Source organism: Intrasporangium sp. (assembly GCF_030452765.1).
Lineage (GTDB): Bacteria > Actinomycetota > Actinomycetes > Actinomycetales > Dermatophilaceae > Intrasporangium_A.
This window is the reverse complement of the sequence record NZ_JAKDLO010000006.1, coordinates 35,674-51,099: the sequence shown is the minus strand read 5'-3', so window position 1 is coordinate 51,099 and position 15,426 is coordinate 35,674. Positions and strand designations below refer to the sequence as shown.

The 15,426-nt window shown below is 70.2% G+C and carries 14 protein-coding genes; 6 read left to right on the top strand and 8 right to left on the bottom strand.

The window, feature by feature from the left end:
- Positions 1-90: 90 nt before the first annotated feature.
- The 4 genes from L0H79_RS01665 (at position 91) to L0H79_RS01650 (ending at position 2,991) form a co-directional block, all read left to right on the top strand.
- Positions 91-1,164: an alpha-ketoacid dehydrogenase subunit beta gene (locus L0H79_RS01665; RefSeq protein WP_301482799.1), complete on the top strand. Its 1,074-nt coding sequence runs from the start codon at positions 91-93 to the stop codon at positions 1,162-1,164.
- Entirely contained in the window at positions 1,157-1,486 is a 330-nt protein-coding gene (locus L0H79_RS01660; RefSeq protein WP_301482797.1) for a biotin/lipoyl-containing protein, read from the top strand. Before L0H79_RS01665 ends, L0H79_RS01660 begins: the two co-directional genes overlap by 8 nt.
- Positions 1,479-2,291: an alpha/beta fold hydrolase gene (locus L0H79_RS01655; protein ID WP_301482796.1), complete on the top strand. Its 813-nt coding sequence runs from the start codon at positions 1,479-1,481 to the stop codon at positions 2,289-2,291. Before L0H79_RS01660 ends, L0H79_RS01655 begins: the two co-directional genes overlap by 8 nt.
- A gap of 175 nt (positions 2,292-2,466) precedes the next feature.
- On the top strand, positions 2,467-2,991 hold the full coding sequence (locus L0H79_RS01650) for a hypothetical protein (RefSeq protein WP_301482795.1): 525 nt from the start codon (positions 2,467-2,469) through the stop codon (positions 2,989-2,991).
- Positions 2,992-3,090: 99 nt separating this feature from the next.
- On the opposite strand, the gene L0H79_RS01645 is transcribed toward L0H79_RS01650, so the two are convergent.
- Positions 3,091-4,236, bottom strand: coding sequence for a N(5)-(carboxyethyl)ornithine synthase (locus L0H79_RS01645; RefSeq protein WP_301482794.1), 1,146 nt, complete (start codon positions 4,234-4,236; stop codon positions 3,091-3,093).
- Positions 4,237-4,412: 176 nt separating this feature from the next.
- On the opposite strand from L0H79_RS01645, the gene L0H79_RS01640 reads away from it, so the two are divergent.
- Positions 4,413-6,386, top strand: a complete 1,974-nt coding sequence (locus tag L0H79_RS01640; RefSeq protein WP_301482793.1) for an OPT family oligopeptide transporter — start codon at positions 4,413-4,415, stop codon at positions 6,384-6,386.
- A gap of 338 nt (positions 6,387-6,724) precedes the next feature.
- On the opposite strand, the gene L0H79_RS01635 is transcribed toward L0H79_RS01640, so the two are convergent.
- The 3 genes from L0H79_RS01635 to L0H79_RS01625 form a co-directional block, all read right to left on the bottom strand.
- Positions 6,725-7,882 carry a class I SAM-dependent methyltransferase gene (locus L0H79_RS01635; protein ID WP_301482792.1) on the bottom strand — a complete coding sequence of 386 codons (1,158 nt, stop codon included), beginning with the start codon at positions 7,880-7,882 and terminating at the stop codon, positions 6,725-6,727.
- Positions 7,883-7,950: 68 nt separating this feature from the next.
- Positions 7,951-8,754, bottom strand: a complete 804-nt coding sequence (locus L0H79_RS01630; RefSeq protein WP_301482791.1) for an AfsR/SARP family transcriptional regulator — start codon at positions 8,752-8,754, stop codon at positions 7,951-7,953.
- 30 nt (positions 8,755-8,784) lie between these two features.
- The gene (locus tag L0H79_RS01625) at positions 8,785-10,056 is read right to left on the bottom strand and encodes a histidine kinase (protein ID WP_301482790.1); all 1,272 of its coding nucleotides are present in this window, start codon (positions 10,054-10,056) and stop codon (positions 8,785-8,787) included.
- Positions 10,057-10,288: 232 nt separating this feature from the next.
- Between L0H79_RS01625 and L0H79_RS01620 the strand changes: the two genes are divergently transcribed.
- Complete coding sequence (locus tag L0H79_RS01620; protein WP_301482789.1) at positions 10,289-10,933, top strand: response regulator transcription factor; 645 nt, start codon at positions 10,289-10,291, stop codon at positions 10,931-10,933.
- Here the strand turns inward: L0H79_RS01620 and L0H79_RS01615 are convergent.
- The 4 genes from L0H79_RS01615 to L0H79_RS01600 form a co-directional block, all read right to left on the bottom strand.
- Positions 10,914-11,636 carry a 4'-phosphopantetheinyl transferase superfamily protein gene (locus L0H79_RS01615; protein ID WP_301482788.1) on the bottom strand — a complete coding sequence of 241 codons (723 nt, stop codon included), beginning with the start codon at positions 11,634-11,636 and terminating at the stop codon, positions 10,914-10,916. The two genes, L0H79_RS01620 and L0H79_RS01615, sit on opposite strands and share 20 nt — an antisense overlap.
- 29 nt (positions 11,637-11,665) lie before the next feature.
- On the bottom strand, positions 11,666-12,712 hold the full coding sequence (locus L0H79_RS01610) for an ATP-binding cassette domain-containing protein (RefSeq protein ID WP_301482787.1): 1,047 nt from the start codon (positions 12,710-12,712) through the stop codon (positions 11,666-11,668).
- A 113-nt stretch (positions 12,713-12,825) separates the two neighbouring features.
- Positions 12,826-13,062 (bottom strand): MbtH family protein, encoded by a 237-nt coding sequence (locus L0H79_RS01605; protein WP_301482786.1) that lies wholly within the window; start codon positions 13,060-13,062, stop codon positions 12,826-12,828.
- Between the two features lie 139 nt (positions 13,063-13,201).
- Positions 13,202-15,370: an MMPL family transporter gene (locus tag L0H79_RS01600; protein ID WP_301482785.1), complete on the bottom strand. Its 2,169-nt coding sequence runs from the start codon at positions 15,368-15,370 to the stop codon at positions 13,202-13,204.
- Positions 15,371-15,426: the final 56 nt, after the last annotated feature.

The following is a 15,426-nucleotide window of genomic DNA, read 5'->3' as shown; positions in this document are numbered from 1 at the left end:
AGCATGCCTGAGACCCTGACCCCAGACGCGATGACACCAGACGCGATGACACCCAAGGCCATGACACCAGACACAGTGACCCCCGAAGCCATGACCCCCGCCACCTCGGCCTCCCCGACCGACGCCGTGCCCGCCGAGGCGCGCAACCTGTCGCTGCAGGGCGCCCTCAACCTCGCCCTCGACGAGCTGCTCGCCGAGGACGAGAACGTCCTCGCACTCGGTGAGGACGTGGGCACCCTCGGCGGCGTCTTCCGCGTCACGAACGGCCTCGCCGCCGCCCATGGTTCCGACCGGGTATTCGACACCCCGCTGGCCGAGTCAGGCATCCTCGGGATGTCGATCGGGCTCGCCATGGCCGGCTTCCGGCCCGTCCCCGAGGTCCAGTTCGACGGCTTCAGCTACCCGGCCATGAACCAGATCGTCACGCAGCTGGGCCGCATGCACTACCGCTCGCGCGGCGCGCTGCCGATGCCGGTGACGCTGCGCGTCCCGAGCTTCGGCGGCATACGGGCCCCGGAGATGCACGGCGAGAGCCTCGAGGCGGTGTTCGCCCACGTCCCCGGGCTAAAGGTCGTCTCCCCTGCCGACCCACAGCAGGCCTACACGCTGCTCAAGACTGCGGTCCGGATGAACGACCCGGTCATCTTCATGGAGCCCAAGTCGCGCTACTGGCAGAGGGGCCCGGTCGTCACCGAGTCCGAGGGCGCCGAGTCCGAAGGCATCAAGCCTGCCGACTCCGCGGACGGCGCGACCCCATGGGGAGCGCGGATCGCCCGCGAAGGTCGCCACCTGACGCTCGTCGCGTGGGGCGCCATGGTCGCACGGTGCCTCCAGGTGGCCGAGCTCGCCGCCGAGGACGGCGTCGACATCGAGGTGCTCGACCTGCGCTGGCTCAAGCCCATCGACGCGGACACCCTCGCTGCATCCATCTCGAAGACCCGCCGCGCCGTCGTCGTGCACGAGGCGCCGCTCACCGCCGGCCTCGGCGCCGAGGTCGCCCAGCTGATCACCGAGCGCTGCTTCGGCACCCTCAAGGCCCCGGTCGAGCGTGTCACTGGCTTCGACGTGCCGTACCCCTCCGGTGACCTGGAGGATGAGTACGTCCCCAACGTCGACCGCATCCTGTTCGGCATCCAGCGAGTATTGGAGTACCAGCGTGGCTGAGCTGTCCTTCCCCCTGCCCGATCTCGGCGAAGGCCTCATCGAGGCAACCATCCTCGACTGGCTCGTCGCCGAGGGCGACCAGGTCGAACGCAACCAACCGATGGTCGAGGTCGAGACGACGAAGTCGACCCTCGAGCTGCCCTCACCGCAGGCCGGCGTCGTCAAGAAGACGTATGGCGCCCCCGGCGAGGTCATCAAGGTCGGCGACCCGCTCGTCGTCTTCGAGGTCGCCGACGACACCGCCGGGATCGTCGGGACCGTCCCGGCCGAGGGCGCACCGAAGCGGCGGGTCCGCCTGAGTGCCAACCTCGACGATGACTGAGGCCGCGGCGACGACAGGACGATCCGTGGTGCGGGTCGAGCACGGCCTCGTCGTGGTCGTCGCCGAGCCCGAGACCCCGGCTGCCCTGCCGCCGGTCCTGCTCGTCCACGGCTTCGGCTCGTCGGTCAAGCTCACCTGGGAGCAGACCGGGTGGTTCACGGCACTGCTCTCGGCGGGCCGTCGCGTCATCGCCGTCGACCTGCCCGGTCACGGCCGGAGCCCGGCCCCCGAGGATGTCGCGGCCTACGCGCCGAGCCGGATCCGCAGCGCGCTGCTGCGCATCGCGACCGACGCGGGCGCCCGGCCGATCGCGAACGGTGACCCGGTGAGCGGCCTCGACGTCGTCGGCTACTCGCTGGGCTCGCGACTGGCGTGGGAGCTCGGCTCGGCCCACCCGGAGACTGTACGGCGCATCGTGCTGGGCGGCCCGAGCCACGACGACCCGCTCGCCCAGCTCGACCTCGCCGCCGCGCAGCGCTTCCTCGCGGACGGGACGCCGGTCGAGGATGCCTCCACCGCAGCGCTCGTCACGATGATGCAGACCTCGCCCGGCTCGCCCGCGCAGACGCTGCTGCATCTGGTCGCCGCGGTCAAGCAGGAGCCGTACGACGCGGCCACCGCGGTGCCGTCCCAGCCCGTGCTCCTGGTGTCGGGCGAGAAGGACGACCTGGTGGACTCGCTCCCTCTTCTCGAGAAGCTCGTCCCGACGGTCGAGGTACTCACCCTGCCCGGCCGCACGCACGTCAACGCGGTGTCGGCCCGTGCCTTCAAGCAGGCCGCGGTCGAGTTCCTCGCGCGGGACTGAGTGGGCGCTACCTGACCGTAGCGTTCTCCCGGGTCGAGTACAGGCTGCCCTCGATGTCGTAGAACGGCTTGCTCATCTTCTTGCCCAGCCGAGAGCGCCACGGTCCGGACCACCCTGGCGGCAGGGGGCAGTGCCACCTCGGCCAGCCACCCGAGCATCTGGAGCACTGTGCACGGTGCCGTCGATCCTTGGGGATCCCGCCACCGGCGCTGAAAGTACTGGCCACAGTCGGTCCTGCGACGACCCGGAGCTCGCCACCGACATCCTCACGACCACGGCCCTCTCCCTGTGGCAGACGGGCCGGATCGACGAGGCGACCGCCCTGCTGGCCGCCCGAGCGCCGGCCCACCTGGTGACGCCGTGGGGAGCAGACCTGGTCGCCGTCCGCGGGATGCTGCGTCTCTACGCCGGCGACCTCCGTGACGCCCTCGCCGATCTCGACATCCGCGTGCAGCTCGCCTCGGTGTGGCAACCGTCGACCTTCGAGAGCCGCACCCACGTCCTGCGCGCCCGGGTGCGCGGCCTGCTGGGGGACTGGGACGGCGCCACGGTCGAGGCCGCTTGCGGCCCGTGCGTTGGCTGGACCGGGTCCGAGCGCGGCGCGTGGGAGCAGAGCTGTTCATCACGCCCAAGACGGTGGGGTTCCCACCTGCACAACATCTTCACGAAGCTCGACGTGCAGAGCCGACGAGAGCTGTAGCGAGTTGCGTCGCCGCCATCCATCCACCTGAAGGTATGCCGCTCAGCCGGCTGAGCGGCATACCTGCTGTTGGGCTGGTGGCGCAGTCGGGTTCGCGGGCTATCGGGTGACCGGGTGCGGGTACTCGGGCGAGCGGGACTGGAACGCAAGGATGTCCGCGTTGCGGATGACGCCGTCCTGGATCTCGATGGCACGGCTGACCGTCGGGTCGGCTGCCCACGCGTCGGGGCCGGCCAGCACCGTGCCCAGGTAGGGCAGCAGGGCCTGGCTGATCTCCCAGGTCGAGGAGTTCCACAGGTAGGAGGGGCTGTGGTCGACGGCGTAGTACCGGACGCGGTCGCCGACGGTGAACATGGGCTCGGCGAAGCTCGTCGGCCGTGCCCACGTGAAGCCCATCCCCGCGTCGCACGAGACGTCGACGACGAGGGTGCCCGGAGCGAGGCTGGGCAGATCCTGATCGGTGAGGAACATCATCGGGTTGTTCGGGTCCTGCAGGACACAGTTGACGATGAGGTCGTGGCCGGCGAGGAACTCTGGCAGCGCGACCTCACCGTGCGGCCGGACCACGACGCCTTCGGTACCGTCGCGCCGACCCGGCTCGAAGCGGCTCATCACCGCCGAGTGGATCGGCGCCGCGACCGCGCTCGGGTCGCGCTGGGTGAGCACGTCGACCTCGGTGATGCCGAGGGAACCGAGCGCGGTGACCGCCCCGCGTGACGTCGCCCCGAAGCCGAGGACAGCCGCCGTGAGCGGCCGGCCGTAGTGCCCGGTCGAGCCGACGAGCGTGAGGGCGTGCAGCACCGAGGCGTAGCCGGCGATCTCGTTGTTCTTGTGCAGCACGTGCAGCCCGTAGGACCCGTCGGCGTTCCAGTGGTTCATCGCCTCGAACGCGATGAGGGTCAGCCGCTTGTCGATGGCGAGCTGGCTGATCTCGGCGTCCTGGACGCAGTGCGGCCAGCCCCAGAGGATCTGCCCGTCGCGCAGGTCGGCGAGGTCGGCGGGAAGCGGCTTGGGCAGCATGACGACGTCGCACCGGTCGGCGAGCTCGTTACGCGAGCACAGCCCCGCCACATACGGTGCGAGGTCCGCGTCGGTGACGCCGAAGGGCTCCCCATAGCCGGTCTCGAGCCAGACCTGGGGCTGCAGATCGGCGTCTATCCGGGAGACCTGCGCCGGGTGGATGGGGAGGCGGTGCTCGTCGGGTTTGCGCGACGTCGCGACGATGCCGATGCTGAGCAGGTCCACGGTGAGGCCCCCTTCGGTTGTGCCCGTTTCTAGCACAGTGGCCCGCGCTCCCGCGTGCGGACGCTGCCCCGATGTGCGACCGTGGAGAGGCTTCACGTTGCCGAACTGCCGCGTTGTATCCCGACCGCGACTGCCGCGGTCGGGCAGATTGACCGCACGGGCAGGAGGTATCAGCGATGTCGAGCGTCACCCCCACCAAGGCCACGACTCCGCGCGAGCTGACCATCCGGGGCATCATCATCGGCGGCGTGATCACGCTCGTGTTCACGGCGGCCAACGTCTACCTCGGTCTCAAGGTCGGCCTGACGTTCGCCACCTCCATCCCCGCAGCCGTCATCTCCATGGCGGTCCTGCGTCGGGTACGGGACACGAGCGTGCAGGAGAACAACATCGTCCAGACGATCGCCTCGGCCGCAGGCACGCTCGCGGCGATCATCTTCGTGCTGCCCGGCCTCATCATCATCGGCTGGTGGCAGAACTTCCCCTACTGGACGACCTTGGCCATCTGCGTCATCGGCGGCGCGCTCGGGGTCATGTACACCGTGCCGCTGCGGCGGGCGCTGGTGACCACCTCCGACCTGCCCTACCCGGAGGGGCGAGCCGCCGCCGAGGTGCTCAAGGTCGGCGTGAAGTCGGGCGGCGAGAGCGACAAGGGCAGTCTGCGCACGATCATCGTGGGCGGCATCGTCTCCGCCGCGTTCGGGATCCTGACCAAGCTCAAGGTCCTCTCGGACGGCCTGTCCGCGGCCACCCGCATCGGCTCGGGCGCCATCGGCGGCTCGGTGAGCCTGTCGTTGGCGCTCGTCGGCATCGGGCACCTCGTCGGCCTGTCCGTCGGCATCGCAATGTTCGTCGGGCTGGCGATCGGCTGGGGCGTCCTCGTGCCGGTGATGAGCTGGGGCCAGGCCGGTGGCGCCACCAGCATCTCCGACCTGGTCGACACGACCTTCACCTCGGACGTGCGGTTCGTCGGGGCCGGCACGATGGCGATCGCGGCGATCTGGGCCCTCGTCAAGATCGTCGGCCCGATCGTGCGCGGCATCAAGGACGCCGCCGTCTCGTCGAAGTCCCGCCGCGCCGGCGAGTCGGTGAGCCTGCAGGAGCAGGACCTGCCGATCAGCATCGTGGGCGGCTGGATCCTCGTCTCCCTCGTGCCGATCGCCGCGCTGCTGTGGTCGTTCCTCAACGACACCCACCTGCAGGACGACAAGGCCGGCACGATCATCGTCACGGTCGTCTTCACGGTCGTCATCGGGGCCATCGTCGCCGCCATCTGCGGCTACATGGCCGGGCTCATCGGCTCCTCGAACAGCCCCATCTCCGGGGTCGGGATCCTCGTGACGCTCCTGCTGTCACTGGTCATGGTCATCCTGCACGGTGCCGGGGGCAGTCCGCAACGGATCACCGAGCTGGTGGCCTACACCCTCTTCGCGACGGCGATCATCTTCGCCATCGCGACGATCTCCAACGACAACCTGCAGGACCTCAAGACCGGGCAGCTCGTCGGCGCCACGCCGTGGAAGCAGCAGGTCTCGCTCGTCATCGGCGTCGTCTTCGGCGCCCTCGTCATCGCGCCGGTGCTCGACCTGCTGCAGGAGGCGTTCGGCTTCGTCGGCGGACCCGGGGCCGGACCGAACGCGTTGCCCGCCCCGCAGGCCGGCCTGATCTCGGCGCTCGCCGTGGGTGTCTTCGGCGGCCAGCTCGACTGGGGCATGGTCGGCCTCGGCATCCTCATCGGTGCGGTCGTCATCGGGGTCGACGAGTGGCTCGGCCGCATCGGCCATCACCGCCGGCTACCGCCGCTCGCCGTCGGGATGGGCATCTACCTGCCGATGTCCCTCACCGTCATGATCGCGGTCGGCGCCGTCCTCGGGCACCTCTACGACGGGTGGGCCGCCAAGCAGGCCAACCCGGACCGGGCCAAACGGCTCGGGGTGCTCATGGCGACCGGCCTGATCGTCGGCGACAGCCTGTGGGGCGTCGCCTACGCCGCCATCGTCGTCGCCTCCGGCAGCGGCGAGCCGCTGGCGATCGTCGGCGAAGGCTTCGCGCCGTGGGCCAACGCGCTCGGCGTCATCGTCTTCGTCGCCGTGCTCGTGTGGATGTACGGTGCGATCCGTCGCCGCGGCCGGGAGGGCGAGTCGGGGTGAGCGGCATGCTGCACGACGGTCGGGGTGTGTGGGCCGCCGGAACGCTCGCGGCATCGAGCGGCTGTGTGCACTCTTGGCTGTCACGGCGACGAAAAGTGCACACAGTCCAGTGGTAGCGGGGCCGGGTGGGTTCTCTCGACCCACGCCAGCCCACGTCGCTGAGCCGCGCGTCCGCCGTCCTGTCGAACGTCGGCTTCGCTGCGGTCTGCGCGGCGGCATCGTGGCTCGTCGCCATCGAGGTTGGTGTGTTGCTGCCGTGGCACGCAACCGTCGCTTCCCGCTGTACGAGCTGGGCGGCATACGGCATCTTCGGGGGGGGGCGCCGCGATCCAGTGCCCTCAACGAGAGTGTCGGGCGATCAGGATCCGGTGCATCGGCGCGTCGACCAGGCTCACTCGGGCCAAGCCGGCGTCGCGCAGCCAGCGGTCGTACTCGGCCAAGCGGTAGGTGTCCCCGCCGCCGGTCGCGAGCATCGATGCCGCGAAGAGCACCGCGAAGCGGTCCTGGGCCGACTCGCGCTCGGTATCGCCGACTCGGATCTGGTCGACGATGACAACGAGGCCGTCGTCGGCCAGCGCGTCGGAGGCGAGGCGAGCGAGCTGCTGGGCGCGGCCACGCGGCTCGAGGTGGAAGATGTTGCCGAAGAAGACGAGGTCCTGCTCGGCGGGCCATGGAGTGGACCAGAAGTCACCGTTCATCGGACTGAAGCGGTCTGCGACGCCGTACTCGTGCGCTGTTGTCGACGCGAGCCCGACGACGTCCTCGACGTCGAACCCGAGACCGCGCCACGTCGGGAAGCGGCCCAGCAGCAGGTGTGTGTAGATACCGGTACCGCACCCCACGTCAAGCATGCGACGTGGGCCGTCCACGTCCCAGCCGAGCACCTGCAGCTCATGGCTCAACAGCTCGACGACCGGCGGGGCCCAGAAGCTGATGCCCTTGGCGAGGGCGAGGTAGTCGTGGGAGCTGATCTGGTTCTCCGACCATCCGCCGTCGGCGCGATGCGCGCCGTGACGCACCGTCTCGGCGAGCCCACGCCAAGCCGGCCACGCGACGTGCCGGTCGTGGAGGAACTTGCCCACCAGGCTGAAGGCCCCCTCGTTCGTCGACACCTCCGCGAGGTGACTCGGCAGCGCGTAGGTGTGCCCGGTTCGCTCGGACCCGGTGCGGTCGAGCAGGCCATAGACGTGTAGGGCGTCGAGCAGCACCCGGGTCGCCTGTGTGTCCGTGCCGAGCGCTGAGCTCACCCCCGTGGCGGCAGCAGCCCCCAGCCGCAGCTCGGCAAAGACCCCGAGGTCGTGGGCCGCCTCGATGATCGCCGGCGCCCAGAGCCCCACGAGTAGCTCGTAGACCTCGTGAGCGCTGTGCACGGCGAGCGCGTCGCCCTGGATCCCCATCGGGATGCGGTTGAAGTCGACGAGCGGAGCACGCAGGGCTCGTACGCCGTCCTCGTCGGCACTCGTCGTCAGCTGGTCGGCCGCTATCTGCTGTGTCATGGCTGTGGTTCTCCCCGTTCTCGTGATATGCCCACGCTAGGGGCGCCACGTGACGGGACACTGACACGCTACTGACGAGTCGCCGACACCGTCGCCTGGCCGAACGCGACCGCCAGATCCAGTGTCCGGTCCTGCTCGAGGATGGCCTGCTGGATCGTCCGCAGAGACCGCGAGGGATACATGCCGAACTCCGTGTTCAACCTGGAGCGGAGCCGGTCGAAGGCGTCGAGGGCCTCGGTCTGCTGTCCTGAGCGATAGAGCGCAAGCATCAGCAGCTCGGTGAGCCGCTCCCGGTCCCCGTGGATCTCGACCAGGTGGCGCAGGTCGCCGACGACCCGTCGCGTGTGGCCCAGTCGCAGCCTGGCCTCCGCCACCCCCTCGAGGGCGGTGAGGCGCAGCTCGTCGAGGCGCACCTTCTCGGCGCGCAGCTCGGTGCACGAGGCCACGTCATCCAGGGCCGGCCCAGACCACAGGGCCAGCCCGGCCTCGAAGTACTCGAGCGACTGGAGCGGATGGGACGGCAAGGTGGTCTCGGCCTGACGCACCAACGAGCGAAAGGTGAGCGCGTCGACGCATCCGGGCGGCACGTCGAGTCGGTACCGTCCCCCGCTGGAGTGCAGCGTGACGCCCTCGCCCTTGGTCCCGACCTCGGCCAGGAAGCGGCGCAGGCGAGAGACGGTGGCATGAAGCGCGTTACGCGTATTCTTCAGCTCCTGGTCCGGCCAGAACTCCTGCTCGAGCGCAGCCGGAGACCGCGTCTCTCCCGAGGAGAGCGCCAGGACCGCGAGGAGCGCGCCCACCTGTCTGGACCTGAGGTAACACGGTCCCGTCTTGCCGAGGACGACCATCGGCCCCAGTAGGTTGATCTGCATGATCGACTGCCTTTGACGTGGCTCACTGCACTATGAGAGTGGCGCCAACGGCGCGCTGGCCGTCACCACCGTTGGACCTCCCGGCGTTTGCTGGATGCTCAGCGAGCCGTCGAAGACGGCTAGTCGTCGTTCCACACCGCGAAGGCCAGAACCGTGCGACGGCGCGACGCCCCCTCGCCCGTTGTCCTTGACCGTCAGGGACAACAGTCCATCAGCGTCGGTCACCATGACCTCGATGTGGTTTGCCCCCGAATGCTTCATAGCGTTACTGAGCAGTTCGGAGCCCGCAAAATACATGGCGGCCTCGATCGGCAGGGGAGCGCGCCCGGACATGTGGGCGATGACCTCCACGGTGGCGGGGGCTTCGAGCGCCAACGCCCTCATGGCTTCGGCCAGACCTCGGTCGGCGAGGACTGGCGGGTGGACCCCCCGCACCAGGTCGCGCAGCTCGGCCAGGGCGTCGGCCGAGGAGGCCCGTGCGGCGCGCAGCATCCGTCGAGCCGCCTCCGGGTCGCTCCCGATGAGCTGCTCGGCCGCGCCGATGTTCATCCCCATGGCCACCAGCCTCGCCTGGGCGCCGTCATGCAGGTCACGTTCGATTCGGCGCAGCTCGGCCGCCTGCATCTCGACGACGTCGGCACGCGAGTCGGTCAGCGCGACGACCCGGTCGTGCAGTTGCGTGACGGACACCCTGCCGAGGACCGCACGCACCCACCGTGCATGCAGATCCACGAACCGGCCGGCCAGCACGAAGGCGAGCACCACCTCGACCACCCCGAGGCCGGCCGCCATCACGGCCGAGGGGAGGCCGGTCAGTGGGATGACCGTGTACCAGCTGTTGTCCCAGTGCTGGACGACGGGCTGCCACAGCCAGAGCAGGAGGATGCCGAACACGCCATGCAGCGCGAGCACCAGCGGTGCCGCTGCGATGGCGCCACCGACGAGGGGGTTGACGACGACCCACAGCAGGTCGGCCCAGGCCCGCCGGTCGGAGAGCACGGTGCGCACCATGTTGAGTACGCCACGCACACCGGTCTGCCGATCCGGCCACGGCACATCGGTGCGATGGGTGTGGACACCCGAGTACTCGACGGCGAGGCGACGCTGCCGCAGCGACTCCGTCCGCACCACCCGCAGGCTGCCGAGGAGCGGCCAGAGTCCCAGGCCCGTGACGGCCAAGGTGACCCACAGGGCCGTCCACAGTGCGAGGACGGCGTCCCAGAGCGCCAACGCGAGGAGGGTGGCGCTCCGGCGCATGCCGCGCCACCGGCCGGCTGCGCTCGTGGGAGGTTGATTGGCCATGTTTGAATCCTGCAGGGCTGAGGTGGTCATGACATCCATGGTCGACGTGTCGGCACCGTAGCGCAGGGGCGCCAGCACCACTCTTGTCCGCGTATCCTCTCCGTCCGCGTATCCTCCCGTGCGCGACTCCCAGTGGCGGGCCTCGGGTCTGACGCACAGAATGGGAACCCTGCCGCTGCCGCCGAGTGTGCTTCTCCTCGACGGAACGGCCCGACGAGGAGGATCGAAGCACGTGCGGCTCGTTGTCGTGGAGGACCAGTACCTGCTCCGGGAGGGTCTGGTGCGCCTGTTGCAGGGCCACGGCATCGACGTCGTCGCGGCGCTCGCGGACAGTACCCAGGTGATCGAGACGGTCGAACGGCTCGAGCCGGATGTGACGGTCCTCGACATCCGACTGCCGCCGACCTACACGGACGAGGGCCTGCGCCTGGCCAGAGGGCTTCGCGGCCGCACGCCGGGGCGGCCGGTGCTGCTGCTTTCGCAGTATGTCGAGCTGCTCTATCTCGACGAGCTGCTCGAGGATGACCGCGGTGGGGTCGGCTACCTGCTCAAGGACCGTGTGCTCGACGATGCGCAGTTCGTCGACGCACTGCGCTCGGTGAGTGCCGGTGGCACCGTCGTCGACCCGGACGTCGTCAGGAGGCTCATCGCCAGACAACGTCAACGCGGGCTGACCGGGCGACTGTCCCCTCGCGAGACCGAGGTCCTCGCGCTGATGGCCGAGGGCGACTCCAACTCGGTCGTCGCCCGCAAGCTGTTCATCACCGACAAGGCTGTCGCCAAGCACATCAACAGCATCTTCACCAAGCTCGACCTGCCGCCGACGGTTGACTCGTCCCGGCGTGTCGCGGCCGTGCTCAGCTACCTGCGCTCCTGAGCCGAGGGCCCGCCCCGAGCCTGCTCTCCCACGGATCAGGCTGGAGGATGACCTCGACGACGACCCGCTGGGCACCGATGACGGCTACTGCGCCGACATAGTCCTCGCCGACGAACGCGGACGGGAGATCGGCGCAGCCTACCTGCTCGGGGCGTATCCCGGCAGGTGCGGCACAGGACCATGACCGCACCCCCGGGCGGTCGCCGACGTCGCTGATCCGAACGTCCACCGGCGGAGACGCCAGTCCCCACCCGGCCGCCTTCAGCACCGCCTCCTTGCGCACCCACCTGGTCGTCAGGGCGAGGTCGGGACGGGCGCTGCGCAGGTCTGCCGCGAGCTCGCCGGGGGCGCAGAACAGTGCGGCGGCCCGTGGCTCGTGGTGCCGCACTCGTTCGACGTCGACACCGACCCGAGCCTGATCGGACGCGGCGACGACGACCAGCTCATGACTGTGCGAGAGCGAGATGCCGAACCGGTCGTGCGGGGCAGCGATACGGGGGGCACCGTGCTGCGTCGAGCCGCAGGTAGAGCACCGACGCACGACGCGGGCTGACGGGTCGCCGCTCACAGCCCGAGCCACGAGGGCGAGCAGGCGCTGTCCGGTAGCCATGCGGGCGCGGTCCGCGGGCTGGCGCAGCCGCAGGCAGCGGGCGAGGCTCTGGCCCTGCAGATGGCGGACATCGTCCGGGTCCGGACGAGCCACCCAGACCTTGCAGGGAACGAGGGCCGCCGTCACGGACCCGCCCCGATGGCGGCGCGGTGCTCGGCGGCCCTGCTCCCGGCCGGCTCCTCGCCCACCGGAGCGGACGAGGTGAGGTGGGCGAACGCCTCCTCGAGGGAGGGCTCACGCAGGGTGACCGCGTGCACCGCCAGGTCGGCCGCGTCGAGGGCGGAGGCCACCGAGGCGACCGCCGCCAACGGGTCGGCGGGCGTGAATGACACCGTGCCACGCCGCGGGTCGACGACGGGTGCTTCCGTGGCGAGGCGGCCGAGCAGAGCGGCAGCACGCTCGGTCTCGGCTGGGTCGCTGACGGTCACCAGCAGCCGCTTGCCGCCCGCGAGGGCGGCGACGTCGCGGGCCGCGCCGGTGGCGATGACCCGGCCGTGATCAAGCACGACGACATGATCGGCGAGCGCCTCGGCCTCGTCGAGGTACTGCGTCGTCAGGAGCACGGCGACCCCCAGGTCGGTGAGGGACCTGACGGCATCCCAGAGCTCGGCGCGGGTGGTCGGGTCGACCCCCGTCGTGGGTTCGTCGAGGAAGAGCACGTCCGGTCGGGTGATGAGCGCGGCCGCAAGATCGAGACGTCGACGCATACCACCCGAGTACGTGTCCACTCGCCGGTCGGCGGCCTCGTCGAGCGCCAGGTCGGCGAGCAGCTCGGCCGCGCGGCGTGTCGCCGCGGCCCGGGTGAGGCCGGAGAGCCGGGCCAGCATGACCAGGTTGGCCCGCCCCGAGAGGAGCTCGTCGACGGCACTGGACTGACCGACCAGCGCGATCACCGATCGGACCCGTTCCGGCGCAGCCACGACGTCGTGTCCGCCCACCCGCACCATGCCCCCGTCGAGGCGTTGCAGCGTACTGAGCACGTGCACGAGGGTGGTCTTGCCGGCACCGTTGTGCCCGAGCAGGGCCAGCACCGACCCGGCCTCGACCGACAGGTCGACCCCGCGGAGCACCTCATGCTCGCCGTAGCGCTTGGTCAGCCCCCGCACCTCGACCGGGCGGCCGGCATCCCGGTCAGCGTGTCGATCGGCCCCCGGGCCCGGCTCGGGCACGGTCGCCCGCTCCGCACGAACCGCCGCACCGGTCAGCCTCCCCGATGGTCGACGCGTACTCGACCGATGCCTGCCCTTCGGTCGCCTCCCCGGTCGGGTGGTGCGGCGGACGGTCATCCGCTTGCCCTCTCGGCTTGGCGTGCGGCGCGCCGGGCGCCCTTGAGACCGTCCCGGCTCAGGGCAGTCCAGTGCGCTTCGACGTGCTCGAGCGCCTCGGTGCGCGACACGGAGCCGAGCACCCGGATCCAGCCGGCCGGCTCGGTGGCGAAGTCCGGCCACAGGCTGTACTCGCCGCTGGCGTTGACCAGGACGTGGAACCGTCCGTTCTCGTCGTCAAAGGGGTTGGACATGACCTCTGGCCTTCCGATCGGGTGCTGTCCGACAAGCGTGTCCACCCGGGCTGACCCGGCTCTGACGTGCACCTGACAGCAAGTCAGCGAGTCAGCGAGTGACCATGCTCGGCCGGGGCGAGGGCCCGGACCCACCTCGTCATCGCGCCGGCCACAGCCAGCGCCGACAGACGACCAGGAAGGCGGGCAGTGTGACGATCCGGATGACGGTCACGTCGATCACGATTCCGACGGCCAGTCCGACGCCGATCTGCTTGAGCTCGATGAAGGTCAGCGCACCGAAGATCGAGAACACGCCGATCATCACGGCGGCGGCGCCGGCGACGACCCCAGCCGTCCGCGCGATGCCGTCGCGCACCGCCTGCCGGATCGTCTGACCGTTGGCGACGTTCTCGCGGATCCGGCTGACGACGAAGACGTGGTAGTCCAGCGAGAGCCCGGCGAGCACCACGATGAGCAGCATCGGCACCCACGACACGACGTGGCCGGTCGACGTGAAGCCGAGCAGCCCTTCGGCCCACGTGTTCTGGAAGATCAGGACGAGCACTCCGAAGGTCGCGGTCAAGGACATCGCGTTGAGCACTACCGTGACGAGCGCCACGACCAGCGACCGGTAGGAGCGCCACATGACGACGAAGGTCATCAGCAGCACCATCGCGATGACGATCGGCAGCTTCTGCTCCAGGTTCCGCGTGTAGTCGAGGTCCGAGGCGATGTCACCGCTGACGCCGTAGGTGGCCCCGGGGATGGACCCGAACGCCTCCTGGACCATCCCGCCACGCAACAGCGCGACCGAGTCCCGTCCGGATGCCGAGTCAACGGCGTGGGGCACGGAGGCGACGATTCGGGCTGTGGTTCCGTCCGTCGACGTCCAGACGTGCGACACGTCGGCGAACACGTCGGGTCGCGCCGCGACGTCGGCCGTGAGCCGCTTGATCCCGGACGCGAGTTGGCCGCTGGAGCCTGCCGGTACCTGCGTGACGATGACGTCCGAGCTGGTGTCGCCGGGGAAGGCCGCGACGAGGCGGTCATAGGTCTGCATCGTGGTGAGGTTGCGCGGGAAGTCGGCGACCTGGGTGGCCTTGAGGCTGATCGACAGCAGCGGGAAGGACATGGCTGCGACGACGAGCGCGGACGCGATCGAGGAGATCACCGGATGCCGCACGACCCACCCGACAGTGGTGCCGACGGTGCGGGACCGCGACCCTGCCGACAGCCTCCAGACGATGGGCACGCGTGGCCGGTCGACCCAGCGGCCGAGCACCGACAGCAGGGCAGGAAGCACTGTCAGCGACGAGCCGAGCGCGACGATGACGACGAGCACAGCCCCGGCGGCCATGGCTTCGAAGACGGCGTCCTGAGTGATGAACAGCCCGGCCATGGCGCACACGACTGCGGCGCCGGAGACGATCACCGAGTGCCCAGCGGTGGCTGCGGCGACTCGAACCGCATCGACGGGAGCGGTGCCGTGGTGGCGCTCCTCGCGGTAGCGCCTCATGTAGAAGAGGGAGTAGTCGACGCCGACCGCCATGCCGACGAGCAGGATGATGTGGCCGACCATGCCGGGATCGGGGATCGCCTGGGAGACGACGGACCACAGGCCGAACGTCGCTGCCACGGCGGCGATGCCGAGGATGACTGGTGTCGCCGCCATGGCGAGCGCGCCGAAGGCGACGAGCAGGATCACCAGCGTCACCGGGAGACTGAGCATGGTCGCCCGCTGCAGGTCCTTGCCGAGCCAGTCCTGGAAGTCCGCGTGGATCGAGGCGTCGCCCACCTGCTCCACTCGCAGGTCCGGGTGCGCGTCTTGCACCGTCGCAACCACAGCCCGGATGTCGCCCAGCCGGCTCGCTGCCTCGTCCGACGTCGCCCGCAGCTGGGCTCGCACGAGCACCGCGCTGCCGTCCGCGGCGGCCACCGGGCCGGTCACGGTATCGACGACCGGCACCGCGCGTAGCGCCGTCGCCGCCGCCACCCCGACCGCCGTTGCGCTCGAAGGATCGAATGTCCCGCTCCCTGCGCTGATCAGGACGTTCTCGACGGCCCGGTCGACGTAGCCGGCGTTGGCCGCGACCCGGTCGGCGCGGCCGGACTCACCGACGCCGAGGTCGAGCTGGCTGGCCGTGCGGGGTGCGACGAGGACGCCGAGAGCCGCGGCCAGGGTCATCGCGAGCAGCCAGAGGGCGATCGCCCGTCCCGGACGTCGCGCGCTCCAGATGGCGACCCGGGTCGTGAGCCGTCGCGGGGACCGAGGTGGAGGGACTGAGGTACCCGCACGGCGCGCGGACCTGGTGACGTTCGTCGTCATGATCGCTCCTCGAGTCTTACGAGGCTTCTGCCCCGTGTGTCAATCGTGTTCGTCCC

Coding starts and splice junctions, on each gene's coding strand:
- L0H79_RS01665 (WP_301482799.1), top strand. CDS start 91: ATGACCCCCGCCACCTCGGCCTCCCCGACCGACGCCGTGCCCGCCGAG.
- L0H79_RS01655 (WP_301482796.1), top strand. CDS start 1,479: ATGACTGAGGCCGCGGCGACGACAGGACGATCCGTGGTGCGGGTCGAG.
- L0H79_RS01640 (WP_301482793.1), top strand. CDS start 4,413: ATGTCGAGCGTCACCCCCACCAAGGCCACGACTCCGCGCGAGCTGACC.
- L0H79_RS01635 (WP_301482792.1), bottom strand. CDS start 7,882: ATGACACAGCAGATAGCGGCCGACCAGCTGACGACGAGTGCCGACGAG.
- L0H79_RS01630 (WP_301482791.1), bottom strand. CDS start 8,754: ATGCAGATCAACCTACTGGGGCCGATGGTCGTCCTCGGCAAGACGGGA.
- L0H79_RS01625 (WP_301482790.1), bottom strand. CDS start 10,056: ATGGCCAATCAACCTCCCACGAGCGCAGCCGGCCGGTGGCGCGGCATG.
- L0H79_RS01605 (WP_301482786.1), bottom strand. CDS start 13,062: ATGTCCAACCCCTTTGACGACGAGAACGGACGGTTCCACGTCCTGGTC.
- L0H79_RS01600 (WP_301482785.1), bottom strand. CDS start 15,370: ATGACGACGAACGTCACCAGGTCCGCGCGCCGTGCGGGTACCTCAGTC.